A 25340-nucleotide genomic window follows, 5' to 3' on the forward strand; every position below is an offset into this window, starting at 1 on the left:
GCTAGCGATTCGGGCGGATGCCCCACCCCCGCCCCCCGGTAAATCACCGCAAACTCACGGGACTGACACGGCGCGGCGGGTAGACTGAGAGACATGAAGCATGTTCGCTCCACCCTTCCGGCGCTGGCCCTGGCGCTGAGCGTCGCCCTGGCCGGATGCGGGCAGCCCGTCACTGGCACGTCTACGGGCGGCGGAAGTGGCCGGGACATCCTGTATTTCTCCGACAACGCCTCTGGCCTGCCCGTGATGTACCAGGGCGAGGACTACAGCGCCGATCTGAGTGTTTCGGGCGGCGCGGGGCCGTACACCCTGAAGATATCGAGCGGCACGCTGCCCCCCGGCATCAAGCTGGGCGGTCAGCGCCTGACGGGCACGCCCACCGCCACCGGAACCTACAAATTCACGCTGGAGGTCACCGACTCCACCCTCAGCACGCGTAGCAAGGAATACACGGTCAACGTGAACACCCTGCCGCCGCTGTCGCTGGCCCCCACCCTGCCCACGGGCGAGATTCGCGGCGAGACGCGCATTCCGGTTGTCATTACCGCGCCCCGCAACGTGCGGGCGGCCCGCCTGAACTGGGAACTGCCCGCAGGCGTCAGCGTGACCCGCGTGCAGGCGTCCGAACAGAGCGGCGTGTTGTTCTGGCAGCAGCAGGGGCAGGTGCTGACGGTGGACCTGGGCTTCAAGACCGTTCCGCGCAACGGCGTGCGGATCGCCCTGATCAGCGTGAAACCCGCCCAGGACAAGGCCGCCACCCTGACCGCCACCAAGATGGGTTACGAGGCCCGTGACGGGACGGGCAAGCTGCTGGCAGGCAAATTCATGTCGGGGGCGGCCATGACGGAAACGCCGAAAGCGGGCGGGGTGCAGGACGGCGTGGATCAGCCTGCCGAAGCTCCGGCGTCCACCGAAACGGTGCCGGGTGTAACGCCGACGCAAACGACGCCCAGTGTCGAGACAGCTCCTGTTCAGACTCCTCCAATTCAGACGATACCCACGACTCCCCCGCCGTCATCCACCGAGCAACCTGTGACCCCCCCGGTGCAGAATCCCGTCGAGCCGCCCAAGCCGCCCGTGACTGCCCCGCCCGGAGCGCACCTGAGAATCGGAGCGCCGCTGTGATGCGCCGGACAGTGTTGATCAAAACAGTGTTGAGCAAAACAGTGTCGATCAGGAGAGTGCTTCTGGCCGCCTTCCTCACGGCCACCGCCGGGGCCACCACCGCGCCGATCCTGACGCTGGCACAGCAGGTCAAGAAGGCCGAGGTGATCGTGCGCGGCACCCTGGGTCCGGCGGTCAGTGTCAAGGAGGGCGAGGTCACGTATCTGGCCTATCCGCTGACCGTGGCCGAAACGATCACTGGAGACGCTGCCCGCCTGCCCCAGAACGACGGCAAGCCCGCGTTGTTCTTCCTTCAGGGTCTCTCCGATGTGCCGAATCTGAAGAGCGGTCAGGAGGTCTTCGCGCTGCTGTATGTCCGCAAGCAGGACAGTCCGCTGGTGGGCTTTAATCAGGGGCTGTATCCAGTCACGGACGGCAAGGTGTTGGCAGGCGACGCCAAGACTCCTATCACCGATCCCGCCAAACTGCGTGACGCTATCCGCGCCGCGCTGGAGGCCAAATGAAACGCGGTCTGACCTTTACCGCCCTGCTGCTGGGCGCTGCCCTGGGCGTGGCGAGCGCCGCCAGCGTCAAGCTGCAACCGCAGGGCGATTCCCTGACCCGCGCGGTGCAGGCGGCCCTGAGCGCCATCAGCACCAAGGAGCTGCCGGTCACGCTGGACAGCAGTTCGGGCACGATCCTGACCCTGGGCGGCGCGGGGACTAGCGCGGCGCTCTTTAACCCGGATGTGGCCGCCCGCGTGGTCACGGTGGGCGGGGCGCGGCGCATCGAGTTCAACCCGGCTGGCCCGCTGCCACTGCTGGACGCCGTGAAGCAGGAACTGGCCCGCGAACTGGGGTTCAAGGACTGGACCGCCGAGGCCGCCCGCACCCGCCTGAGCGGCGCGGATCTGAACGGCGACGGCAGGATCGACCTGACCGATCTGGCGATTCTGATGGAAAATTACGGCAAATCCAGTTCGGTGGGCGATCTGAACCAGGACCGCAAGGTGGACGACGCGGACCTGCGGATCTTCAGCGCGCAGTACAAGGCCACGCCCACGCCGGAGCCGAAGTCAGAGGAAAAGAAGACGGAGCAGAAGCCTGCTGAGATGCCGGGAACGCCCGCGACTCCGGCGGTCCCTGGCACTGGCACGACGCCGCCCACGACGACGCCAGCCGCACCAACGCCAGCCATACCGCCGACCACGCCTCCAGCCGAAACGACTCCGAAGGAAGCCGCGCCCGGCACGGCCCCCAGACCGGTCCCGCCCTCGCCCGCCCCGCCTGCTGATCCTGCGCCGAAGCAACCCTAAATCCGTTGACCGAAAATAAGTAGAGTGTTCTCTCAAGTCCTCTCCCCACCGAGAGGGCTTTTCTGTTTCCCCGCCAGCCGCCGCGCTTTGCTACGCTGCCCGCATGACAGGCAGCCGAGGCGCAGCACAGAATGGAGAGGCACAGGACACCATCGATCTTCAGGATTTTCTGAAAATAAGTGGCGTGGTGGACACCGGGGGCGAGGCCAAATTCCGCGTGCAGGGCGGCGAGGTCCGGCTGAACGGCGAGATCGAGACCCGCAGACGCAAGAAGCTGAGGCGCGGCGACATCGTGGAATACGGCGGTGAAAAGCTGACGGTGGACTGGTGATACGGATTCCGCTTAATTCCTTAAACCTTCGGGAAAGCGCCGAAGATTTAATCCCTACGCGGAACCCGTCTTCTTTCCTCCTCGCTTCGTCGCGGACAGACGCCCATGAGGACGCTGCTCCTCCCGCTCGGATTTCAAGGTTTTTGCAAACCCTTCAATCGGAATCCATATGACCTCACCGTACACCGACGCAGTGATGGACTTCCGCCGCCGCAAAGACGAGCATTTCGCGGCGGGGCGTGGTCCGGTGGACGTGACCGCGTTTCACGGCCTGCGCTATTACCCGCCCGATCAGGCGTGGGCCTTCAATGGACCGCTGACCCTGACGCCCCCCGGCCCGGCAGCCGAATTCACGCTGGAAACCAACACCGGCCAGCCGCGCACGATGGCCCTGTACGGCACGGTCACGCTGCTCTTACCCGGCGGCGAACAGAGGCTGAGTGTCTTCGTTCCGCTGGGCGACGAGCAACCGCAGCGCGTGTTCATCCCCTTCCGGGACGCCACCAGTGGGAAAGAAACCTACGGCGCGGGCCGCTATCTGGACGCCCCGCTGGTCCGCAGCGAGGGGGGTGAGGCGCTGGTGTCGGTGGATTTCAATCTGGCCTATCACCCGTACTGCGCTTACGGCGACGGCTGGACCTGCCCGCTGCCGCCGCCTGAAAACGTGCTGCCCGTGGCGGTTCAGGCCGGGGAGCGGCTGCCCGAAAGCTGAGGCTCCGACTTACGGGGGACGCCCGCCCGCGCCCGGCTGCTCTAAACTGGGGCGTTATGAAGAATGCTGTCCTGATCCTGAGCGCCCTGCTGGCGCTGACCGCCTGCCAGAAGAAGGCGGACGACACCGCTGCCGCCAAGCCGGATGAAACCGCTGCTGCCGCGAAGCCTGCCGAAACGACGCCTGCCGCACCTGCCGTGACCACTCCGGGCGCGGTTCCGGCTGGCTATACCCTGGTCCCTGACCTGACCAAGGAGCCGGTGCGAGAGTTTAAGAAGGAACCCGCAATGGCCTTGCAAGATGGCCAGGACTACTACGCCCTGATCGATACCAACCGGGGCCAGATTCTGGCGGACCTGTACGAGCAGGAAACCCCGGTCACGGTCAACAACTTCGTGACGCTGGCCCGCGATCACTACTTCGACGGCATCCGTTTTCACCGCGTCATCGACGGCTTCATGGCCCAGACGGGCGATCCGCTGAGCGTGGACGAGGCCAAGAAGGACCAGTGGGGAACGGGCGGCCCCGGCTACAGCTTCGCCGACGAATTCCGCACCAAGCTGACCTTCAACTCCGAAGGCATCCTGGCGATGGCCAACAGCGGCCCGGCCACCAACGGTTCTCAATTCTTCATCACGCTGGCTCCCACCGACTTCCTGAACGGTAAGCACACCATCTTCGGCAAGGTGGTCACGGGTGACGGCGCGCTGGCCAAGCTGACCCGTACCAGCGACACCGCCTCCGGCCAGGAAACTCCTATTGCCGGTGCCAAAGCCGACGAGATCCTGTCGGTGCGGATTCTGACCAAGAACAAGAGCTGAGGATTTTTTAGCCAAGGTTCTGGAGTGGCTCCCACGAAAACCCCTCAGTCAGCTTCGCTGCCAGCTCCCCTCAAAAGGGAGCCAAGAAAAACGTCTGGCACAGCAATTCCGCGACTCTTGCCTCCCTTCTAAGGGGAGGTGCCCCGAAGGGGCGGACTCGCAGAGCTGCGAAGCAGAGGGGTTAACCGTGGGAGCCACCCCTCCACCTCGCCCGCCTACCCGTCCTCCCTCCCACACCCCAAATGCGCCACATTGCGTATGCAATCCAGGCCGCGCCGCTCTAGCCTGTAGGGATGTCTGCGCCCGCCCCCAGTCAAGAACATTCCGAGCCGTCCAGGCCGTCATCCACGCTGGGCGTGCTTCGCGTGTATCTGGGGCCGCTGAAGTGGCAGGTGGCGGGACTGGCCGCGCTGCTGCTGACCGGCACTGGCCTGAACCTGCTGCTGCCGCAACTGCTCCGCACTTTCGTGGACAACGCCAAGCTGGGCGCGGGGGCAGATGTGGGCCTGCTGGCGCGGCTGGCCGGGTTTTACATCGCGCTGGCGGTGGGCGTGCAACTGATGACGGCGGGGGCCACCTACGTGGGCGCGCGGGTGGGCTGGACCGCCACCAACCGCCTGCGCGTGGACCTGATGGCACACTTGCTGTCGCTGGACATGCGTGAGCATAAGGAACGCACCCCTGGCGAGATGATCGAGCGCATAGACGGCGACGTGACCGCCCTGAGCAACTTCTTCTCGCAGTTCGCGGTGCGGGTGTTCGGCGCGGCGCTGCTGTTGCTGGGCGCGCTGTTCATGTTCTTCCGCGAGGACTGGCGCGTGGGCGTCGGCGTCGGCGTGTTTGTGCTGGCCACCCTGATCGCCATGAACCGCGTCCGCAAGCTGGGCGTGGAACCCACCCGGCTGGAGCGCGAATCCAGCGCCAAGCTGTTCGGCTTCGTCGAGGAACGGCTCTCGGGGCTGGAGGACATCCGCAGCCTGGGCGCGGGCGGCCACCACCTGAACAGTTTTCTGCGGACGCAGCGCACCTTCTTTACCAACAGCGTCAATTCCTGGCGGCGGCGCAGCATCGTGTGGCAACTGAGCATGGCCCTGTTCGCCGTCGGCTACGTGGGCGTGCTGTCGGCGGCGGTGGGCCTGTACGCGGCAGGAACGATCACGCTGGGCACGGCCTTTTTGCTCTACAACTACATGAGTCTGGTGGAAGAACCGATTGACCAGCTCACGCAGCAGTTGCAGGAGTTGCAGAAGGCGGGGGCCAGCCTCTTCCGGGTGGGCGAGATTCTGGCTTTGAGGAGCGCGATTCACGGCGGCAGCGCGGCCTTGCCGGAAGACAGCGCCCTGAGCCTGGAATTCGAGAACGTCGCTTTCAGCTATTCCCCCGACGAACCCCAGTTGCGCGGCGTCCTGCACGACGTTTCTTTTCACCTGCCCGCCGGACAGACGCTGGGGCTGCTGGGGCGCACCGGCAGCGGCAAGACCACCCTGACTCGCCTCGTCTCGCGCCTGTACGACGCCACGTCCGGCACCGTGCGGCTGGGCGGGATGAACGTGCAGGACGTGGATCTGCACGGCTTGCGGCGGCGCGTGGCGGTGGTCACGCAGGACGTGCAACTGTTCCAGGCCAGCGTGCGCGACAATCTCACCTTCTTTGACCCGGAAATTACCGATGAGGAAGTGGAGGCGGCCCTGAACGAGGTGGGCCTGGGCACCTGGCTGGCCCGCCTGAAAGACGGTGTTCATACCCCGCTGCCCACGGGAAGCCTGTCGGCGGGAGAGGCGCAGTTGCTGGCCTTTGCCCGCGTGATGCTGCGCGATCCTGCCGTGATCATCCTTGACGAGCCGAGCAGCCGTCTGGACCCCGCCACCGAGGCGCTTTTAACTGCCGCCATGACCCGCCTGCTGGCCGGGCGCACGGCCATTATCATCGCGCATCGTCTGGACACCGTGGCCCGCGCGGACCGGATTCTGGTGCTGGGGGACGGCGAGGTGCTGGAGGACGGCCCGCGCCTGACGCTGGCCCACACCCCGCACAGCCATTACGCCGAACTGCTGCGCGCTGGAACCCTGGAGGAAGAGGGCGCGGGGGTGCTGGCATGAGGTGGGTTGCAGGAGATGGGTTGTGGGATGTGGGAACAGCCGCCTCTGCTTCTGCCTCACTTTCCACCGATCTTCTCCCACACCCTACAACCCACACCCCACAACCCGGAGTCCTTCCATGACCACCGCCCCCACCGCCAAATCGGCTACCGCGCCGGACCGCACCTTTGCTCTGACCAAACGGCTGTTTGCCTACAAGCCGGGCCTCTTTGCCTTCAATCTGTTCATGTGGGGCATGGTTCACGTTTCTCCCGCGCTGCTGGCGCTGGCGATCAGCCGCATTTTCGGGCAACTGGATCAGGCAGAGCTGCTTCGCAAGAGCGGCGCAGACACGGGCGCGGCCATCCTGGCGGCCTGGGTGTTCGTGGGGTGGTTCGCGCTGGTGCGGGCCAGCCGCTTTGGCATCTTCTACGGGGCGTTCCGGGCGTTCATCGAAATCTGGTACACCCTGGACGCGCTGCTGCGGCGCAATCTGCTGGGCTACCTGCTGACCGCCCGTGGTTCGCGCCGCCTGCCCGACACCCCCGCCGAGGCGGTCAGCCGCTTCCGCGACGACGTGGAGGACGTGGCCGGGTATGTGGAGGTCTGGATCGACAGCCTGGGCTTCGTGCTGTACTCGCTGGTGGCGATCACGCTGATGGCCCGCGTGGACCCGCTGATCACCGTTCTGGTCTGCGCGCCGCTGCTGCTGATGGTGGCCTTTGTGCAGAAGCTCTCGCCCACCATCCGTTCTTACCGCCGCCGCATGCGCGAGGCCACCGCCCGCGTGACCGACTTCATCGGTGAGACCTTCGGGGCCGTGAGCGCCGTCAAACTGGCCGCCCGCGAAGATGGCATGGTGGTCCACCTGCGCCATCTGGGCGAGACGCGCCGCCACGCCGCCCTGCGCGACGTGCTGCTGACCGAATTGATCCGGGGTGTCAACACCAACATGGTCAATCTGGCGGTGGGGCTGGTGCTGCTGCTGGGGGCCAACAAGATTCGCGGCGGCACGCTGGAAATCGCCGACTTCGTGCTGTTCATCGGTCTGCTGCCGCGCCTGACCGGGAGCATGGGCTTTTTTGGCGACGCGATTGCCCGCCACCGCCGCACCGGGGTCAGCTATGACCGCATGACGCGGTTGCTGCAAGACGCGCCCGATACGAACATCGTGGAACACCACCCGGTTTACCTGCATGCCGGGCCACCCGCGCCGCCCGCCGCGCCGCCGGAACTGCCGCTGGAAGAATTGCGGGTGTCTGGCCTGACCGCCACCCACGACAGCGGCCTGGGGGTGCGTGACGCCAGCTTCACCGTGCAACAGGGCGAATTTGTCGTCGTGACCGGGCGCATCGGCAGCGGCAAGAGTACGCTGCTGCGGGCGCTGCTGGGCCTGATTCCGGCGCAGTCCGGTACGGTGGAGTGGAATGGGCAGGTAGTCGTTGACCCGGCCACCTTTCTGGTGCCACCCCGCAGCGCCTACACCTCCCAGATTCCCAGTCTGTTCAGCGACAGCCTGCGCGAGAACGTGCTGAGCGGCAGCAGCGAGGACCGATTGGGCCGCGCCGTGCGCCTTGCTGTGCTGGAACCCGATCTGGCGCAGTTGCCGCAGGGCCTGGATACACCTGTGGGCGCACGCGGCGTCAAACTCTCCGGCGGGCAGATGCAGCGCACGGCGGTGGCGCGCATGCTGGCCAGGGACGCCGATCTGCTGGTCTTCGACGACGTGTCTAGCGCTCTGGACGCCCGCACCGAGGCGCAACTGTGGGACGGCCTGTTCAGCGAGACCGACGCCACCTGTCTGGTGGTCAGCCACCGCCGCGCCGCCCTGAGCCGCGCCGACCGCATTCTGCTGATGCAGGACGGACGCATCGTGGATGAGGGGACGCTGGAGGGCTTGCTGGGGCGCAGCGAGGAAATGCGGGCGCTGTGGGCGGAACAACCCAGTTGAACGGTTGACGCAAAAGGCGCGCATCCCCGAGCAGGATGCGCGCCTCTTTTTTGCCTTCCGTAGCCTCATACGAAATCCGATTGAGAGGTGTTGGAAACACCTGGAAATCCGAACGGAGTGAGCAGGAGAGAAACGGGTTCCGGGCGTGGAGTGTAGGAATCGGCGCTGTCCCGATTTCTGCACGAAACAGACGGAATAAGTATCAGCTCAGAAGAAGTTGCCGATGCGGAAGTAGAACTGGCCGCGCTGGTTCTGGGGGCTGTAGCCGTAATCGAAGCGCAGGCTGGGCAGCAGCGCCCCGCCGATGCCCAGGTTGAGCTGCACGCCCGCACCCACGCCGTATTGCAGGCTGAAGTTGGGGTTTTCCTTGGTGCCCCACGCACTGCCCGCGTCCGCGAAGGCCACGCCGTACAGGCCCTGCGCGATGCCTGCCTTGAGGCCGAAGTCGAAACGGTACTCGGCGCTGGTGGTGAAGTAGTTGACGCCGAACAGCGAGCCGTCGGGCAGGCCGCGAATCTGCCGCGAGGACTCGGGCGTGCTGCCGCCGCCGATGGAAAAGCCGGTGCCGCCGGGCGCGCCACTGGCGTTCAGGATGGTGCCGGCGTTGGCCCGCACGGCGAAGACCTGCTGCTTGGTCTGCAAGCCCAGATCCTTGTCGATCGTGCGCCCGAAGCCGTAGTAGGTGCTGCCGCCGCCCTCCACGTCGCTCCAGCGCAGCGGGGCCTGGCCCTGCCGCCCGAAGTTGTATCCGGCGTTCACGTTGGCGCGGAACCCCTGGTCGGGGAATTCGGGGTTGGTGGTGCTGTCGTAATTCAGGCCGCTGCTGAGGCGGGTGGTCACGCCGGCCTCGGGCAGCAGGCTCTGGGCCTTGGCCTCGTCGAAGGTGTAGGTCTGGTCGGGCTGGCCGTTCGTCCCTGCGATCTCGACGGTGTTCTTGTCCGCTTCCTTCAGGGCTTCCAGGTAGTAGGTCTTGTAGCTGATGCCCACGCCCACGCTGCCGTACAGGTACTTGGTCAGGTTGCGCCCGGTGTTGACGCTGAAGCCGGTGCTGCGGACCGTGTAGTCGTAGCCGGTGTCGGTGTTGGCCGGAAAGCCAGTGCCCGCAGGCGAGTCGGTGGGTTTGGTGAACACGGCGTTGTTGCCGTTGACGTTGCTGCCCACACCGAACGACAGGCTGGTGCGGTTCTTCTGGAAGTCCAGGAACTTCAGGTCCAGCCAGGGGATGGTGTAGCTGACGTTGCCGTTGAAGTTCTGCCCGGCGTCGTTCTGCTGCGCGCCGATGGCCACCGTGAAGGCGTGGCCCAGCCCGAAGGTGTTGGGGTTGGTGTAGGCCGCGTCACCGCTGAAACCGCCCGCGAAGCTGTCATAGGTCAGGCCCAGGCTGACGGGAATGCCCTTGGCCTTTTCCGTGATGCCCAGTACATAAGTCACGTTCTCGGGGTTCTGCGGATCGCTGCGGACGGATTCCGTGGTCACGCTCACGAAGCCCAGACGGCTGATGCGGGCCAGCGAGGCGCTGAGGTTCTCGCGGTTGAACGCGCTGCCAGGATCGGGCAATTCGCGCAGGATCACGCGGTCCTTGGTGCGGTGCGCGCCCTGCCACGCCAGCTCGTAGCCCACCAGCTTGACCTCACGGACGTTGAAGGTCAGTGCGCCTTCCTTGAAGCTCACCGCGTCGCGGGTGCTGATCTCGAAGCCCTGCTTGCGGTAGGCGTCGCGCAGTGCCAGGAAGTCGTCCTGCGCCAGTTGCGGGCTGTAGATGTCGCCCGCCTTGGTCTTGACGGCGGCCAGCAACGTGGCGGTGGGCACCAGCGTGTTGCCGGTGATGCCGATGGTCTTGACTGGCCCGGAAGCCACGTCCGACGCCCCGAACAGCACGGTCACCTCGCCGGGATTCTCGGGGTTGGGCTGAAGGGCGAAACCGACAGGCTTGCCCGTCTGGTTGGCCAGCGTCCGCACGTCGGCCTGAAGGCTGGCCAGGGTCACGGGCTTGCCGGGAGCGGTCTGGAGCGTCACCTTGGGGTCTCCCAGGTTGCTCAGGTCCACATCGGCCACCTTGCCCTCGATCACGTTGACCTTCAGCACGCCGTCCACCAGGGTGCTGTTTTTGGTGTCCACTCCGGCTTGCAGGTATCCGGCGTCGTCAAAGGCCATCTGGAGCTGCTGCACCGCGCCGTAATACAGGTCTGGCGTGAACTTCTTGGTGTCGTACAGCGGCTTGAAGATGTTGGTGACGGTGGCCGTCGGCAGCAGGGTCACGCCGCTGACCTCCACCCGCTTGATCGGGGCGGTTTCGTCCACCACGAAGGTCACGGTGACGTTGCCGTCCGCACCTGCCTTGGTCTGGGCGCTGATGCTGGGCGCAAAGGGGTAGCCTTCGGTCTGGTAGTTCTGGGCTAGGGCTTCCTTGGCCTGATCGAGGCGCTGGGTGTTCAGCGTCGCGCCGGGGGCGATGTTCAGCAGTTCGCCCACCGACTTGGTGAAGGCGTCGGCATTCAGGAAGGTCAGGCCGCTGGCCGTCACCGCCGTGATGGTGGGGTTGGGGACCACCGTGACGTTCAGGGTGTCCTTGCCTGCCACGGTGCGCAGTTCGGCCACGGCACTCTTGAAATAGCCCGTTGCCACGACTTCCTGCTCGACGGCCCGCAGGTTGACGCTGGAAAGCGGCGCGCCCGGCTGGACGCTGAGGGTGGCGCGCAGGAAATTGGTCAGCAGATCGCTGGTTCCGGCCACGGTGATGTCTTGGACGGTTCCGGCGGTCTGGGCCTGGGCCACGGCGGGCGCAACCAGCGCGACTGTTACGGCGAGTGTTAAAGGGTGTCGCATTCTTCTCCTAGTTTCGCACATCTCTGAACTCGCCCTGACCGCACAAATGCCCGCAAATGGGCACGGGCAGAGCAGGGCTGGGGGCCGGATGAGGCGGTCACTGCGTCCACAGTTGCTGCTCGGCCCCTGAGAAGGGTGAAGATCGGGTGCGTCACGGTGAAAATGGCCCTCTGGCGGCGCGGTTCAGGGGGTTTGTACTTGAGCCGTGTGCCGGGGTGGAGGACAATGGAGGGATGTCCTGTCTACAGTTGGTATTTGTTTGAAAGGCCCGGCTGACAGTGGGGTGTCTGGGGTGGCTCCCACGGCTAACCCCTCTGCTTCGCAGCTTTGCAAGTCAGTCCGCTTCGCGGCCAGCTCCCCTCTCCTGCGGAGCTTTGCAAGTCAAGGGGAGCCAAGAGTGGGTTACTGGCTGGGCAATTCCACGACTCTTGCCTCCCTTCTAAGGGGAGGTCCCCCGAAGGGGGGGAGGGGTCAAACCGTGGAAGCCACCCCCCAACACCGCCCGCAAACTCTCGCTCCCAGGTCCACCCCATGAGTCTCCCCGAAGTCGTCGCCCACCTGCGGGCGCTGGAGGCCGAAGCTGGGCGCGAGGCAGGCAGCGCCAAACTGGTGGCCGTGACCAAGGGCCAGACCCTGGAGAGTATCGAACGTCATGTGCTGGCCCACGGCACCTACCCGCTGGGCGAGGGCCGCGCCCAGGAACTGCGAGACAAGGCCGCCGAACGGCCCGCCTCTCAATATCCTGGCTGGGAGTGGCATTACATCGGCCCCCTCCAGCGCAACAAGATCAAATACCTGCGCCCGGTCACGCTGGTTCACGCCATCGAGGCCGTGTGGCAGGCCGAGGCCATCGCGGAGGCGGCGCAGAAGTGGGGCCACGCGCCGGACCTGCTGCTGCAACTGCACAACGGCGAGGAGCAAAAGCACGGCGTTCCGGCAGACGAACTGGCGGAGACCCTGAAAAGCGTGCGCGAGACGGGCCTGACCGTGCGCGGCCTGATGGTCATGGCCCCCGAATTCGGTGAGGACCTGACGCAGGCCGAGACCGAAACCCGTATTCTGCGCCTGTTTACCGACACGGCGCGGCATGCCCACGATCTGGGCCTGAGTGAACTGAGCATGGGCATGAGTGGCGATTACCCGCTGGCCGTGCGCGCAGGAGCCACCCTGGTGCGGGTGGGAAGGAGCCTCTTTACATGACTGACCTGACCCGATCTGACCCCGCCCGAGACCTGAACCCTGAACCGTCTTCCGAGCTGACCCCCGGCACCACCGCCCGCCGCGATTCCAACCGCCTGACCCCGCTGGACATTCGACATCAGGAATTTCCCGGCAGATTTGGCGGCTACCGTCGTGACAGCGTGCGGACCTTCCTGGCCCAGGTTTCCGACGAGCTGGAGGCCGTGCTGGGCGAGCAACTGCGTGGGCGCGAGACACGCACTCGGCTGGAGCGAGAGCTGGAGGAACTGAAAGCCTCCCAGGACCAGATTCGCCGCGCCGTGGTGGCCGCCGAGCAGATGGGCCACGACATGCGCCAGAATGCCAGCAAGGAAAGCGAGCTGATCGTGGCCCACGCCAACGCCCAGGGCGAGAGCATGCTGCGCGAGGCCCAGGCCCGCAACGTGGAATTCGAGGCCCAGCACGGCGCACGCATGACCGCGCTGGAGGCCACCTTCCACGCCCGTTTCGCCGATCTGGAGCGCGACCACCACCAGTTGCTGCTGGAGCGCGAGCGCGTGCAGACCGAGCGGATTAATGCCCTGGAGCGCGATTTCAACGAGCGCCACACCGAATACACCTCGCGGCTGGCCGGGGCACGGCAGGAATACACCCAGTTTCTGAGCGGCTATCGCGCGCTGATGACCTCCTTTTCCGATCTGTCGGCCCGCCACGTACTGCCCGAGGACATGGCCCTGCCCGTTTCCGGGCTGCCCAGCCAGCATCTCAAGGGCCAGGGCCGGGCGCAGAACAAGGAATTGCCCAGCGCAGACTCTGAAAAAGAGGTGGAGAAGGACACGGCGTTGCTCGACGGACACCAGTTTCTGTAATGTCCGGCGAGAATCTCCCGCAGTTCCGTTTGCCTGTTGCAGACCCGGATTTCGTCCAGAACCCTTACCCGCTGCTGGCCGAATTAAGAGATTCAATGCCAGTTTTCTTCGACCCAGACATGAACCGGGTGGTCCTGACCCGTTACGCTGACATCAGCGTGGTGCTGCGCGACAAACGCTTTGGGCGCAGCGCCCTGCACCGTTACTCGCGCGATGAGCTGGGCTGGCCGCCGCCGGACCCCGCGCAGGCGCAGTTCGACGCCTTCAACGGCAACCATCTGCTGGATTCTGAGCCGCCCAAGCACACGCGCCTGCGCTCTCTGGTGGGGCTGGCCTTCACGCCGCGCCGGGTGGAGGGCCTGCAAGCACGGATCGAGGCGATTCTGGCTGGGCAGTTGCGCGGACTGGGGGCATCTGGTGCCTTCGATCTGGTGGCCGATTACGCCGAATCACTGCCCGTCACCGTGATCGCCGAATTGCTGGGCGTGCCGGAAGAACACCGCGCCCTGCTGCGCCCGTGGTCCGCCGCCATCGTCCGGCTGTACGAGCCGAGTGCCGGGCCGCAGGCACAGGCCGAAGCCGAACGCGCCGTGCTGGAGTTCAGCGCCCTGCTGCGTGACCTGAGTCAGCAGCGCCGCCGTCAGCCGCAGGACGATCTGATCACCGCCTTCGTGCAGGCCGAGCAGGAGGGGGACCGTCTGAGTGAGCAGGAATTGATCGACACCTGCATCCTGCTGTTGAACGCCGGGCATGAGGCCAGCGTCAATGGTCTGGCGGCGGGCGTGCTGGCGCTGCTGCGGAACCGGGACCACTGGGACGCACTTGTAGAGGCGGCCCCGCGTGAGGACAGTCTGCCCATCTTCCGCCGCGCCATCGAGGAACTCCTGCGCTTCGACACGCCGCTCCCGATGTTCGAGCGCATCGTGTTGGAGCCTCTGGAATTGCATGGCGCGGCGTTGAAGCCAGGAGACCGTGTTTCGCTGCTGTATGCCAGTGGCAACCGCGATCCGCTCAAATTCGATCAGCCGGACGCGCTGAACCTGGGCCGCGATCCCAACCCGCATCTGACCTTTGGGCTGGGCATCCATTACTGCCTGGGTGCGCCGCTGGCCCGGCTGGAACTGGCCCTGAGCCTGCGGGCGCTGTGCCGCGCCTTGCCGGGGCTTCGGCTGGCAAACCCCGACGAGCCGGGCCAGTACACCGGGGGCTTTGTGATTCGCGGGCTGGCGCGGCTGGACGTTATCGGCTGAAGTCTCGCCACCACACCGCCGCCAGTTCGCCGTCTGCCGCCTGGGCCTCTGCCTCGGCGTGCATCTCCAGAGCAAAGAGCGCAAGCACGCGGGCCGGGCTGCGCGCGAGGCTGCGGTCCAGGGCTTTCTGCGCCGTTCGTGTGCCTTTGTGTCCGCCCAGACGCAGTTGCGCGTGGGCCAGCACCGCCAGCAGGTGGGCGTCACTGGGCTGCCCGGTGCCCTCGGCCACTTTCAAACCTTCAGCCAGGGCGCGCAGGGCCGCGTGGGGCTGAGGCAAAAGCTGCTCACCGTGCAGGGTGGCAGCGGCGATCACGGCCCAGACATCGCCCTCCTGCCGGGCCAATTCAAGTGCGTTCGTAGTTTCAGCCTCCGCCCGTGCGTCCGCGAGTTGCCACAGGGCGCGGGCGCGCAGGGCAGCGGGACGGGCGGTGCCGGGCAACGCTTTCAGCAGATGCAGCGCGCTCCTGGATTCTCCCACCCGCAATAACGCTGCCGCGTGCGTCAGCGGGTCCGCCTGTGCCCACAGCGCGGCGAGGCGGGGGCGGCCCAGTCGCAGGGCCAGCCTCGCCGCCTCGGGTTGCTCGTGCAGGGGCACTGCGCCGAAGAAACTCGCGGGGTCGCCGCGTTCCAGCGCCGTTCTCAATTCATCCTGCGCGTCAGCCATAGCGGACGCAGGATAACCCGGCCTCGGGGCGACGTTTCGCTTATGCGCTCAGCGCAAGGTCCAGGCCCAGGAAACGCCACAGGGCGCGGCGCGGCACCCGCAGACCGCTGGGATGCTCGACTGCGCCCAGACGGCCATCGCGAATCCAGCGGCGCACGGTGCGTTCATGGGTGCCGGTGAAATCGGCGACCTGGCGGACTTTCAGGAGCATGGGCAGGCTGTGGAACTGGTCTGAAAGGGTCATGGTGGACCTCCCAAAAAGAGCGCGGGGCCGCCACATGGCCAGCCCCAGACAGAATTTGATTTCAGTGTTCAGGCCCCGGTGCGTCCCAGGCCAGGTCAAAACAGCGCCGCCGCCCGGCCCGACGCCCAGCGGGGGCGCGGTCAGGGAATAAGCCTCGGTGCGTTTCAACTTGCGCGGAGCGTAGCACGCCGCACGTCAACTGCGGGTCAGCCCCCGGCGGGTGTACTGTCTGGAATCCTCTGAAAAAAGGCGGCCTGGAAACACCGTCTGGAAAGCAAGCGGGAGCCAGCCTTCCACCCGAATTCCAGGGTGCCGCATGCACGCGGAATGTCTTTGCGGAGTCTTGATTCTCGGTGAACTCCAGGCAGATGTGAACATCGAAACAACCTGTCTGGCAGAGGCGTTCGGCCTGTTCTGTTGTCGGCGGTCTGCCCCGTCTGCGGTGGGGCCACTCCACAACACCACGGCGCAAAAAACCCGGCCTTCCCGGTCCGGCGCGCTACCCTTTTCCCCAATGAGTCTTCTCGCACAACTGTCGGGCACTTTCGTGAACGTGGGGACCGTGCTGCTGGGCACGTTGCTGGGCCTGACCGTGGGGGGGCGGCTGCCCGCGCGCACGCAGCGCTCGCTGTTGCAGACCCTGAGTCTGGTCACGCTGTTCATCGGGCTGGATATGGCGGGCAGCCTGAACAAGGTTTCGGCGGGCAGCATTCCGGGCGTGATCCTGGCGCTGGTCAGTCTGGCGGCGGGCGTGGTGATCGGCGAGGCGCTGGGCATCGAGGAGGGCCTGAACCGTCTGGGCGAGGTTCTCAAGAAACGGTTCAGGGGCGAGGGCCGCTTCACGGAGGGCTTCGTGGCGGCCAGCCTGCTGTTCTGCGTGGGGCCGCTGACCTTCGTGGGCGGGTTGCAGAATGGCCTGACGGGCGACGCCTCCAGTTACATCCTGAAAAGCACGCTGGACGGCATTGCCTCGCTGGCGCTGGCGGGCGCATACGGCATCGGCGTGGGCTTCAGCGTCATTACGGTACTGATCGTGCAGGGCGGCATCAGTCTGGCTGCCGGGGCGTTCGCCGCCACGCTGCTGGGCGGCGCGGACCCCGAAACACTCAAGACCAATGCCTACGTGCTGATGCTGACCGGGGCGGGTGGCCTGACCATCATCGGGATCAGTTGGAACCTGATGCTGGCCGGGCTGGGCATGGAGGACAAACGTGTGCGCGTGGCGAGCATGCTCCCGGCGCTCTTGCTGGCCCCGCTGGCGCTGTGGGTGGCCGGGCTGATCGTTCGGTAAATCCTCTTCTTACCGCTCAGTGCTGACCAGAGAGAAACCACGGAGATGCAGGCTTGAGGACGGCGCTGATGCGTCGGCAGCCTCCCGTCTCTTGCCAGCCCTGCTTTCCTGACTGGAGTTAATGGTCGCGGCCTATCAGTGCCTCGTCAGATTCAGCCCGTACCTTACGCACATTCAAGTTACGAGCAGCACACGCCCACTCTGATCATCAGGAGGCCCGACATGTCCAACCTCAAGCGCATTTCCACCCTGACCGCCCTGCTGGGCCTGACCGTTTCCAGTGCCAGTGCGGGTGACGCACAGCTCAGTGCCCAGAGCATCATCGTCAACCCCTCGCAGCCAGAATTAAACGTGCAGGTCTGGACGAACCGCGATGCCAGCGGCACCGGGAACCCCGTGTACCAGATCGGCGAGCGCATCAGCGTGGGTGTCAAGACCAACGCGGACGCCTACATCTACCTGTTCAACGTGAACGCGGACGGCAACATCGATCTGTTCTTCCCTAACAGGTACGAGGCCAGCAACTATGTCCAGGCGGGCACACGGGTCTTTCCGGCGGGCGGCGCGAACTACGGCCTCAGCGTCGGCGGCCCCAACGGGCAGGACAAGTTGCTGGCCGTGGCAAGCACCACCGAACTGAGCCTGGACGACATCGCCACCTTCGAGGGACAGCAGAACTTCGCCACCGTCAGCGTGCAGGGTCAGGACGGACTGGCGCAGGCGCTGAGTGTCGTGGTCAACCCGCTGCCCGACAACGCCTGGGTCACCGACACCGCCTTTTTCCGGGTGGGCAACACGGTGCAGACGCCGCAGCCGCAGCCCACGCCCGCCGCGCAGATTCAGCCCGGCCAGCGCCAGGACGGCTCCTTCGACGGCGCGATGGTGGACGCCTACAGCCGTTTAAAGGGCGACGAGTCGCTGGGCCAGGCCACCACCTACGCTGCGGCGTGGGGTGACGGCTGGTGGCAGAAATTCAACGGCATCGGCGCATACGGCGACGCGGCTTTGCTGCACGCCAACGGCAGCAGCCGCTCATATTCGGTGCATGGCCGCCTGCTGGCCCGCTACCTGTCGCTGGCCCAGGCCGAGAACGGCGCAACCCGCCCCCCCAGCCGTCTGGGCTGGGCCGCCGGAGACGAGAAAGTCATCCCCCAGAACCTTTACGGTACTACTGGCCTCTACGGCTTTTTTCAGAACGGCGCACTGTACGACTCGCAGAAATACGGCACCTTCTGGCTGACTGGCCCGGTCCTCAAGTCCTACCAGGGGCTGGGCGGCAGCGGCAGCTTCCTCGGGTTTCCCACCCGCGATCAGTTCATGCAAAACGGGGTCTGGGCCGCCGATTTCGAGGGTGGCAGCATCCGCACCGTGAACGGCGTTCCCAGGATTTACCGCAAGTGAGCTGAACCCCCTGACCTGATCCTCCCAATCTGACCCCCTGCGCCGGGCGTGACTGGACACCCAGTTCGTGACCCCATGCCCGGCACTCTTTTTCCCAGCCCCGCACCACGGGCCGGGTTCCAATCGGCGCGCTCTTAAGGGCAAACGATCTGCCCCGGCGCAACTTTCACTCAACCTCTCCCCGATACAGACATTCAGGCAACAGGCAGAAAGCCCCCGACTCCGTGGCGAGTACGGGGGCTGCGTGCTGTTCTGGATGCGCTCAGCTTTTGGAACGCCTGCGGATGTTCTGCTCGTGCAATTCACGAATGCGCCCGCTCAGCGACGGCTCCGGCCCCTCGACATCCGAGTCGCGCAGCACGTCCTGAATGGACAGGGGCTTGACTGGCCCCGGCTCCGCGCCGAACTCTTTCATCCATTCGGTCAGTTGACTGGACGAACTCGCGTAGACGATGCGCCCCAGCCCCACCCAGCCGTGGGCGGCGGAACACATCGCGCAGTGTTCGCCGGAGGTGTAAACGGTAGCCCGCCTGCGCTCCTCCGGCGGGAGGTTCGCGGCGGCCCAGCGGGCAATCGCAATTTCCGGGTGCTGCGTGGCGTCGCCGTCTGCGGTCCGGTTGTAACCCTCGAATAGAACCTCGCCCGCTTCCGACACGATCAGCGAGCCGAAGGGATCGTTGCCCGATTGAAGAGCGGTCTCGGCCAGTTCGACGCAGCGCGTCAGGAATTGTCTGTCCCTGTCATTCATGTCCGTTCCCCCCTCAGCTCAGCTTGGCCTTGAATTCCTGGTAGCCAAACGCCTTGATTCGCTCGTAACTGCCATCCAGATGCAGGATGCCGATGTCGGGGTGCTTGACGCCGTTGAAGAAAGTCGTCTTGACCATCGTGTAGTGGATCATGTCGTCGAAGATCACGCGGTCCCCGATGTGCAGCGGTTTGTCGAACACGTACTCGCCCACCACGTCCCCGGCCAGACAGGTGGTGCCGCCGATCAGGTAGGGGTGACCGCCGCCGTAGTCGTTGGCCTCGCGGTGTTCGTGTTCGGGGGGATCGCCTGCGCCCAGGATGCGGGGGCGGTAGGGCATTTCCAGCACGTCGGGCATGTGGGCGCTGACCGAGACGTCCAGCAGGGCAGCGTCCTTGACGTTATGCACCACGTCCAGCACGCGGCTGACCAGCCAGCCCGTCTGCCAGCCGAAGGCGCTGCCGGGTTCCAGGATCACGTCCACCTCCCACTTCTCGCGGAAGGCACGCACTAGACGGATCAGACGGGCGGTGTCGTAGCCCTCCCGCGTCATCAGGTGGCCGCCGCCGAAATTGACCCATTTCATGCGGGGCAGGAATTCGCCGAAGTTGCGCTCCACCACCTCCAGCGTGCGCTCCAGCGTGTCGCTGTCCTTCTCGCAGAGGGTGTGGAAGTGCAGGCCGTCCACGCCGTCCAGCAGGTCTTCCCGGAACTCGCGGCGGGTCACGCCCAGGCGGGAGAACGGCCCGGCGGGATTGTACAGATCGGTTTCGACTTCCGCGTATTCCGGGTTGATTCGGATGCCCACCTGAATGTCACGGCCCCCGGTGCGGGCAGCCTCCACCTGCGGCTTAAAGCGCTCCCACTGAGAGAACGAGTTGAACACCAGATGGTCTGCCAGTTCCAGAATGCGGGGCATTTCCTCGTCGCTGTAGGCCGGGGCGTAGACGTGGACCTCGCCCCGCATTTCCTCGCGGGCCAGAATGGCCTCGTTCAGACTGCTGGCCGTCGCGCCGGAAATGCCGTACTCGCGCAGCAATGGAAAGGTACTCCACATCGAAAAGCCCTTGAAGGCCACGATGATCCGCGCGCCGCTTTCACTTTGCACGTGCGAGATCAGCGCCAGATTGCGCCGCAGCCGCGACTCGTCCAGCACAAAGGCCGGGCTGGGAATGGCGGTCCAGTCGATGCTGCCTTCGGGGGTAACCTCGGGAAGCTGGAACTCAGCCTTGTGAGACTCGGTGCTGTGGGTGTCGGTGACGGTCATGCCCCCGAGTCTAGCGGGCCAGGGTTTCCCGAACCGCCTTCCTCAACGCAAAAGCTTGAAGCTCTTCACGAACGCCGCGTTGGTGGGGGTCATCTGGGCCTGAAGTCCCTGTTTGGTCGTGGCGGTGACCAGATACGCCTTGCCGCCGGTGACCGCGTAGGTAGAGATGAAGTAGAGCTTGAACTGGCCCTGCCGCCCGGTATAGACGGTTTCCTGCGCCTTGGCCCCGCCCAGCGTGGTGGCGCGCGTGCTGATGATCTTGCTGTCGGTGATCAGTTTTTTCACCTGATCCAGGCTCAGGGCGTGGTACTGCGCCAGGGTGATGCCCGGTGGAAGCGGCTGCACCGCCACGTTCAGGTTGGGCGTGAAATCCCCCTGCGGCTTGTCGGCAAAGGCCACCGCCACGCCGGGCACGCTGAGTTGCGTCCAGGCGGGCGGCGGCGTGACCGAGAAGCCGCTCTCGGCGTTCTTATACGTGGCGGCCAGGGCCGATCCCAGCAGGGTCAGGCCAGCCAGACTCAGGGCGAGTTTTTTCGTCATGGGGCAGTTTAGATGTGGGGTTGGGGCCGCAGGAGCTTGCGTGAAGGTTTTCGGGGTGTTCGCTGGATGCTCTGAAGGCCCGCTCAGCCGGGGTGGCTATTGTCGCGGTGCATATCGGCCCCATGTATATCGGCAGAGTGGACATCGATGGTGGGGTGTTTTTTCTGGAAGCGCACGGTCAGCACGCCGCCCGCCAGATGGGCCTCGCCGGACTGCGGCATCACCTCGCGCGGGAAGGCCAGCACCCGGCGGAAGACGCCGCTGGGACGCTCGGCGCTCAGCAGGCCCTGCGGCGCGGCGCGCTCCCCGGCCACGGTCAACATGCCGCCCTCCTCGTGCATTTCCAGGCGTTCGGGATCGATGCCCGGCACGTCCAGATGAAGGGTCAGGTACGCGTCGCTGTCCGCCCAGTCGGCGGTGGGCGTCCAGGGACCGGCCCCGAGGGTCTCGACCTCCTCGCGCAGGGTCATCAGGTGTTGCAGTCGGGCCAGCACCGGCTCATTCATGCCTGCCACGCTAGCACCCGCGCCGCCGGGCACGCCACACGCCCCCACACCATGCCGCCGGGCACTCCAGCGCCTAAAGCAGATGTCATAAAAATGGTCTTTTTATGACCGAGCGGAGCGAGAGACTTTCACCGAGCAGGATGGAGAATGGAGTCGCTGGAAGTCCTTTTTTCCGGTGACGTAATTCGGAAACCTGCTCTAAAGTGGGAGGAATGCCCGCGCCGCGCCCCACGACAGTCCCCTTGCTGACCGCCCCCACCGCCGCCGGAAAGTCGGCCCTGGCGCTGGAACTGGCCCGGGAGTCCGGGCTGGAGATCGTTTCGGCAGATGCCTTCACGGTGTACCGGGGGCTGGACATCGGCACCGCCAAGCCCACGCCTGCCGAACGGGAGGCCGTGCCGCATCACCTGCTGGATGTGGCCGACGTGAGCGAGAACTACGACGTGGCCCGCTACGTACAGGAGGCCGAGGCCGCCATCGCGGGCGTGCTGGAGCGTGGGCGTGTGCCGCTGGTGGTGGGCGGCACGACGTTCTATCTGGCGGCCCTGCTGCGCGGCCTGCCGCTGACCCCGCCCGCCGATCCGGGGGTCCGCGCCGCCGTGGAGGCCGAACTGGCCCAGCGGGGCCTGGACGCCCTGCTGGCCGACATCGCCGCCACCGACCCAGCCGAGGCCGCCCGCATGGAGCGCAACCCCCGCCGCGTCGTGCGCGCCACCGAGGTCTACCGCCGCACCGGGCAATACCCCGGCTCATTTGGGAATCGCCCGCCACGGTTCCAATATGCCGTGACCGCCTTCACCCGGCCCGGCCCGGAGCTGGAGGCACGGATGGCCGCGCGTGTGGGGGCCATGTTCGCCGCAGGCTGGGCAGGGGAGGCCGCGTGGCTGGCTTCACAGCTTGATCCCGAAACCCTGCCCCGCCCCACCGTCTGGCAGGCCCTGGGCTACCGCGAGGCGTGGGCCGTCTCTACCGGACAACTGGGCGAGGCAGAGGCGACGGCGCGCGTCGTGCTGGCCTCGCGGCAGTATGCCAAACGGCAACTGACCGCCATGCGGAGCCAGCTCGGGGCGCAGGTGCTGACGCCACAGGACGCCGCAAAGCAGGTGCGGGAACATCTGAGCGCCGCCTATAAGCTGAGTGTTAATTAGACCGGGGCAGAAGAGTCCGGCCCGGCGCGGGTAGAGTGGGGACCGAGATCAATTCCAGCACCGCCCTATCCGGGGAACGCTATTTTGGGAAGGACCACCTTCTCATATCGCCGCTTATCTTCGCAGCGACCTTATCTATGGCGACGCTTTCTACAGCACCACCTTACAGGGGGTAAGACATGAAACCACGCGTATTAGGCATGATTCTGGCCGGGGGACAGGGATCGCGGCTGGCCCCGCTGACGCAGAAGCGTTCCAAACCTGCCGTGCCCTTCGGCAGCAAGTACCGCATCATCGACTTTGCCATCAACAACTTCATCAACTCGGGGCTGTTCGGCATCTACGTGCTGACCCAGTACAAGGCCCAGAGCCTGACCGAGCATATCCAGCGCGGCTGGCGCTTCGGCACCTTCCTGAGCGATTACTTCATCACCCTGGTTCCGGCGCAGATGTACCGCATCGAGGAACTGGGGCCGGTGTGGTACCGGGGCACGGCGGACGCGGTGTACCAGAACCTGCACCTGCTGGACAACAACAAGGCCGACTATGTGGCGATCTTCTCCGGCGACCATATCTACAAGATGAACGTCGAACACATGATCCAGACGCATATCGACACCCGCGCCGACATCACCATCGCGGCCTACCCGATGCCGCAGGAGCAGGCCCACCAGTTCGGGATCATGCATGTGGACGAGAAATGGAAGGTCACGGACTTTCTGGAAAAACCGGCCAACCCGCCCAGCATTCCGGGGCAGCCCGGCATCAGCCTGACCAGCATGGGCAACTACATCTTCTCGCGCCGCGCGCTGGAAGAACTGCTGGTGACCAGCATGGGCGACGGCCAGGACGGCTTCGACTTCGGCGGCGACGTGATTCCGCGCGCCCTGTCGGACGGCTACACCGTCATGGCCTACGATTTCCACAAGAACCCGATTCCCGGTCAGACTGGCCCCAACCTGTACTGGCGCGATGTGGGCACGCTGGACGCCTACTTCGAGGCCAACATGGATCTGGTCAGCGTGAACCCCGAATTCGGCCTGTACAACGCCGAGTGGCCTCTGCGGACCAGCAGCGAGTTCTCACCGCCCGCCAAGTTCGTGCATGAAAGCGATGGCCGCAAGGGGCAGGCGTTCAACACCATCCTGGCCGGGGGGACCATCATCAGCGGCGGCACCGTGCGGGACAGCGTGCTGGGACGCGGCATCCACACCCACTCGTATTCCACCGTCGAGAGCTGCGTGCTGTTCGATGAGGTGGAGGTCGGGCGGCACTCGCATCTGCGCCGCGCCATCGTGGACAAGAGCGTGGTGATTCCACCCGGCACCAAGATCGGTCTGGACCTCGATGAGGACCGGGCGCGCGGCTTTACCGTCACCGACAGTGGCGTGGTGGTGGTGCCCAAGGGCTACACCTTCTAGCAGTCACAGCACACAGGAGGGGAGAGGCCACGTCTGGGTCTCTCCCTGTTTTTTTGTCGTGATCTGCCGCCCCGCTTTAGGCCCCCATCACCCGTTTCCCGCTCCCAGATTGCTGGGTTGCTCCAGGACCGCGTGATGCACCCGGCAGCGGGCCTCGTAGCTCTCCTGTGCGCCCACCAGCACCACCGCGTCGTCGTAGCGCGCGGGTTGGCCGCCGATCAGGCGCTGGGAGCGGGTGGCGGGTGCGCCGCAGACCGTGCAGATGGCCGTCAGCTTTTCCACACTCTCGGCACGGGCCAGCAGTTGGGGCATGGGGCCGAACGGCTCGGCGCGGAAATCTAGGTCCAGCCCAGCCAGGATCACCCGCACGCCAGCGTCGGCCAGTTCCAGCGCCAGCGTCACCACTTCCGCGTCGAAAAACTGCACCTCGTCGATGCCCACCACGTCGGGCAGCGGGGGCCTCTGTACTCCCGGTTCTGCGCCCAGCAGGCGGTCCTCGCCGGACAGGTGGGCGCGGATGTCGGCCACGCCCCGCACGGCCAGCGCCTGCACGCTGCGCCCGGCATGGCTGGCGACGGCGGACGCGTGGTAGCGGTCATCCAGCGCGGGTTTAAAGACCAGCACGTTCTGTTTTGCGATCAGCGAGCGGGTCACGCGGCGGATCAGTTCCTCGCTCTTGCCGCTGAACATGGGGCCGACGATCACTTCGAGGTGACCGCCGTGGAAGGGGGATATAAGCACTTCGGGAGTATGCCAAACCCGCGCCGTCTGTGGCTGATGACCATGCAAAACGCCCCACCACAGGGGCAGGGCGTTTCTAGAAAACTGGGGTTTACTTCTCTGGTATTTACTTCTTCTTGAGGCGGTAGCTGTCGCCGAAGCGCTTGTTGAACTTGTCCACGCGGCCCTCGGTGTCCAGGAAGCGTTCTTCGCCGGTCCAGAAGGGGTGAACGCCGCTCCAGACATCGACGTGAATCTCGGGGCGGGTGCTCATGGTTTCCATGATGACCTTGCCCTGAAAAATAATCTTGGTGGGAACGGCTTTGGGATGGATATCTTTTTTCATGTGGGTGCCTCCTCCGCCACGTCACTTGTGCGTAGCGGGCAACCGTAGAAGTATACACCCGCGCGGGGCGTATGGGGAAGACTCTACTCGTGCCGATTTGACATTCCCCAGCTTGTAATTATAATACTTACAAGGTTTGGGAGGACCGGAAGATGAACAGTGAGTACGCAATCGCCGTCCACATTCTGTCGCTGCTGAACCAGGGCGACGGACCGTACAGTTCCGAGTACATTGCGGGCAGTGTAGGGGTTAATCCGGTGGTCATCCGCAACGTAACCGGAAGGCTGCGGCGAGCGGGATTGCTGCACACCCGGCGCGGCGTCACCGGCGCAACCCTGACCCGCCGCGCCGATCAAATCACCCTGCTGGACGTGTACCGCGCTGTGGATGCGCCTCAGTCCATGCTCAAGGTTCACCAAAAGCCCAATCCCAACTGTCCAGTGGGGGCCAATATCCAGTGCGTACTGGACGACGTATTTGTCCAGGCCCAGGCCGCGCTGGAAAGCCGACTTGAGCAGGTCACGTTAGCGGAGATCACGAGCGCTCTTCATGAGAAAGCCAGCTAGACTTTCCAGTCTTTTGCCCCAGATGTAATAAAATATCTTACATCT

25 protein-coding genes are annotated in these 25340 nt (G+C 65.4%); 16 read left to right on the forward strand and 9 right to left on the reverse strand.

Going from position 1 to position 25340, the window contains the following annotated elements; genetic code table 11:
• The first annotated feature begins 93 nt into the window (after positions 1-93).
• From BOO71_RS15285 to BOO71_RS15320, 8 genes are all read left to right on the forward strand, one after another.
• Positions 94-1125, forward strand: coding sequence for a putative Ig domain-containing protein (locus BOO71_RS15285; RefSeq protein ID WP_075833880.1), 1032 nt, complete (start codon positions 94-96; stop codon positions 1123-1125).
• 56 nt (positions 1126-1181) lie between these two features.
• Positions 1182-1628, forward strand: a complete 447-nt coding sequence (locus BOO71_RS15290) for a hypothetical protein (protein WP_254843182.1) — start codon at positions 1182-1184, stop codon at positions 1626-1628.
• Positions 1625-2419 carry a hypothetical protein gene (locus tag BOO71_RS15295; RefSeq protein WP_254843183.1) on the forward strand — a complete coding sequence of 265 codons (795 nt, stop codon included), beginning with the start codon at positions 1625-1627 and terminating at the stop codon, positions 2417-2419. Before BOO71_RS15290 ends, BOO71_RS15295 begins: the two co-directional genes overlap by 4 nt.
• A 103-nt stretch (positions 2420-2522) precedes the next feature.
• Complete coding sequence (locus BOO71_RS15300; protein ID WP_075833884.1) at positions 2523-2750, forward strand: RNA-binding S4 domain-containing protein; 228 nt, start codon at positions 2523-2525, stop codon at positions 2748-2750.
• Positions 2751-2919: 169 nt separating this feature from the next.
• Positions 2920-3462 carry a DUF1684 domain-containing protein gene (locus BOO71_RS15305; RefSeq protein WP_075833886.1) on the forward strand — a complete coding sequence of 181 codons (543 nt, stop codon included), beginning with the start codon at positions 2920-2922 and terminating at the stop codon, positions 3460-3462.
• A 56-nt stretch (positions 3463-3518) separates the two neighbouring features.
• Entirely contained in the window at positions 3519-4283 is a 765-nt protein-coding gene (locus BOO71_RS15310) for a peptidylprolyl isomerase (protein WP_075833887.1), read from the forward strand.
• Between the two features lie 293 nt (positions 4284-4576).
• The gene (locus tag BOO71_RS15315; protein WP_075833889.1) at positions 4577-6382 is read left to right on the forward strand and encodes an ABC transporter ATP-binding protein; all 1806 of its coding nucleotides are present in this window, start codon (positions 4577-4579) and stop codon (positions 6380-6382) included.
• 118 nt (positions 6383-6500) lie between these two features.
• Positions 6501-8312: an ATP-binding cassette domain-containing protein gene (locus BOO71_RS15320; RefSeq protein WP_075833890.1), complete on the forward strand. Its 1812-nt coding sequence runs from the start codon at positions 6501-6503 to the stop codon at positions 8310-8312.
• A gap of 207 nt (positions 8313-8519) precedes the next feature.
• Here the strand turns inward: BOO71_RS15320 and BOO71_RS15325 are convergent, their stop codons facing one another.
• Positions 8520-11138, reverse strand: coding sequence for a BamA/OMP85 family outer membrane protein (locus BOO71_RS15325; RefSeq protein ID WP_075833892.1), 2619 nt, complete (start codon positions 11136-11138; stop codon positions 8520-8522).
• Positions 11139-11669: 531 nt separating this feature from the next.
• Between BOO71_RS15325 and BOO71_RS15330 the strand changes: the two genes are divergently transcribed.
• The 3 genes from BOO71_RS15330 to BOO71_RS15340 are packed head-to-tail and all read left to right on the forward strand — an operon-like array spanning position 11670 to position 14436.
• Positions 11670-12338, forward strand: coding sequence for a YggS family pyridoxal phosphate-dependent enzyme (locus tag BOO71_RS15330; protein ID WP_075833894.1), 669 nt, complete (start codon positions 11670-11672; stop codon positions 12336-12338).
• Positions 12335-13186 (forward strand): DivIVA domain-containing protein, encoded by an 852-nt coding sequence (locus tag BOO71_RS15335; protein WP_075833895.1) that lies wholly within the window; start codon positions 12335-12337, stop codon positions 13184-13186. The genes BOO71_RS15330 and BOO71_RS15335 overlap by 4 nt, the downstream gene beginning before the upstream one ends.
• Positions 13186-14436 carry a cytochrome P450 gene (locus BOO71_RS15340; protein ID WP_075833897.1) on the forward strand — a complete coding sequence of 417 codons (1251 nt, stop codon included), beginning with the start codon at positions 13186-13188 and terminating at the stop codon, positions 14434-14436. Before BOO71_RS15335 ends, BOO71_RS15340 begins: the two co-directional genes overlap by 1 nt.
• On the opposite strand, the gene BOO71_RS15345 is transcribed toward BOO71_RS15340, so the two are convergent.
• Both BOO71_RS15345 and BOO71_RS15350 read right to left on the reverse strand, forming a co-directional pair.
• Positions 14426-15100 (reverse strand): hypothetical protein, encoded by a 675-nt coding sequence (locus BOO71_RS15345; protein ID WP_075833899.1) that lies wholly within the window; start codon positions 15098-15100, stop codon positions 14426-14428. The genes BOO71_RS15340 and BOO71_RS15345 overlap by 11 nt on opposite strands.
• A gap of 40 nt (positions 15101-15140) precedes the next feature.
• On the reverse strand, positions 15141-15344 hold the full coding sequence (locus BOO71_RS15350; protein WP_029477483.1) for a helix-turn-helix domain-containing protein: 204 nt from the start codon (positions 15342-15344) through the stop codon (positions 15141-15143).
• Positions 15345-15858: 514 nt separating this feature from the next.
• On the opposite strand from BOO71_RS15350, the gene BOO71_RS15355 reads away from it, so the two are divergent.
• Both BOO71_RS15355 and BOO71_RS15360 read left to right on the forward strand, forming a co-directional pair.
• A complete protein-coding gene (locus BOO71_RS15355) occupies positions 15859-16635 on the forward strand; it encodes a DUF554 domain-containing protein (RefSeq protein ID WP_075833901.1) in 777 nt (258 codons plus the stop codon).
• Between the two features lie 222 nt (positions 16636-16857).
• Positions 16858-18036 carry a DUF4384 domain-containing protein gene (locus BOO71_RS15360; RefSeq protein WP_075833903.1) on the forward strand — a complete coding sequence of 393 codons (1179 nt, stop codon included), beginning with the start codon at positions 16858-16860 and terminating at the stop codon, positions 18034-18036.
• Between the two features lie 262 nt (positions 18037-18298).
• On the opposite strand, the gene BOO71_RS15365 is transcribed toward BOO71_RS15360, so the two are convergent.
• The 4 genes from BOO71_RS15365 to BOO71_RS15380 all read right to left on the reverse strand — a co-directional run bounded on the left by BOO71_RS15365 (position 18299) and on the right by BOO71_RS15380 (position 21094).
• A complete protein-coding gene (locus BOO71_RS15365; RefSeq protein WP_075833905.1) occupies positions 18299-18784 on the reverse strand; it encodes a nucleoside deaminase in 486 nt (161 codons plus the stop codon).
• Between the two features lie 13 nt (positions 18785-18797).
• Positions 18798-20048, reverse strand: a complete 1251-nt coding sequence (gene nspC, locus BOO71_RS15370; RefSeq protein ID WP_075833907.1) for a carboxynorspermidine decarboxylase — start codon at positions 20046-20048, stop codon at positions 18798-18800.
• Positions 20049-20090: 42 nt separating this feature from the next.
• Complete coding sequence (locus BOO71_RS15375; protein WP_075833908.1) at positions 20091-20588, reverse strand: DcrB-related protein; 498 nt, start codon at positions 20586-20588, stop codon at positions 20091-20093.
• Positions 20589-20671: 83 nt separating this feature from the next.
• Positions 20672-21094 carry an Hsp20/alpha crystallin family protein gene (locus BOO71_RS15380; protein WP_075833910.1) on the reverse strand — a complete coding sequence of 141 codons (423 nt, stop codon included), beginning with the start codon at positions 21092-21094 and terminating at the stop codon, positions 20672-20674.
• A 212-nt stretch (positions 21095-21306) separates the two neighbouring features.
• On the opposite strand from BOO71_RS15380, the gene miaA reads away from it, so the two are divergent.
• Together miaA and glgC are read left to right on the forward strand one after the other, a co-directional pair.
• A complete protein-coding gene (miaA, locus tag BOO71_RS15385) occupies positions 21307-22242 on the forward strand; it encodes a tRNA (adenosine(37)-N6)-dimethylallyltransferase MiaA (RefSeq protein WP_075833911.1) in 936 nt (311 codons plus the stop codon).
• Between the two features lie 179 nt (positions 22243-22421).
• On the forward strand, positions 22422-23663 hold the full coding sequence (gene glgC, locus BOO71_RS15390; protein ID WP_075833913.1) for a glucose-1-phosphate adenylyltransferase: 1242 nt from the start codon (positions 22422-22424) through the stop codon (positions 23661-23663).
• 87 nt (positions 23664-23750) lie between these two features.
• Here glgC and BOO71_RS15395 read toward each other — a convergent pair whose 3' ends face one another.
• Together BOO71_RS15395 and rpmE are read right to left on the reverse strand one after the other, a co-directional pair.
• Positions 23751-24404: a thymidine kinase gene (locus tag BOO71_RS15395; RefSeq protein ID WP_075833914.1), complete on the reverse strand. Its 654-nt coding sequence runs from the start codon at positions 24402-24404 to the stop codon at positions 23751-23753.
• Between the two features lie 106 nt (positions 24405-24510).
• Positions 24511-24729, reverse strand: coding sequence for a 50S ribosomal protein L31 (rpmE, locus tag BOO71_RS15400; protein WP_075833916.1), 219 nt, complete (start codon positions 24727-24729; stop codon positions 24511-24513).
• Between the two features lie 152 nt (positions 24730-24881).
• Here rpmE and BOO71_RS15405 point away from each other — a divergent pair, with 152 nt between their 5' ends.
• Positions 24882-25295, forward strand: coding sequence for an Rrf2 family transcriptional regulator (locus BOO71_RS15405; RefSeq protein WP_075831519.1), 414 nt, complete (start codon positions 24882-24884; stop codon positions 25293-25295).
• Positions 25296-25340 lie beyond the last annotated feature (45 nt).

The organism is Deinococcus marmoris (assembly GCF_001949125.1).
Lineage (GTDB): Bacteria > Deinococcota > Deinococci > Deinococcales > Deinococcaceae > Deinococcus > Deinococcus marmoris_A.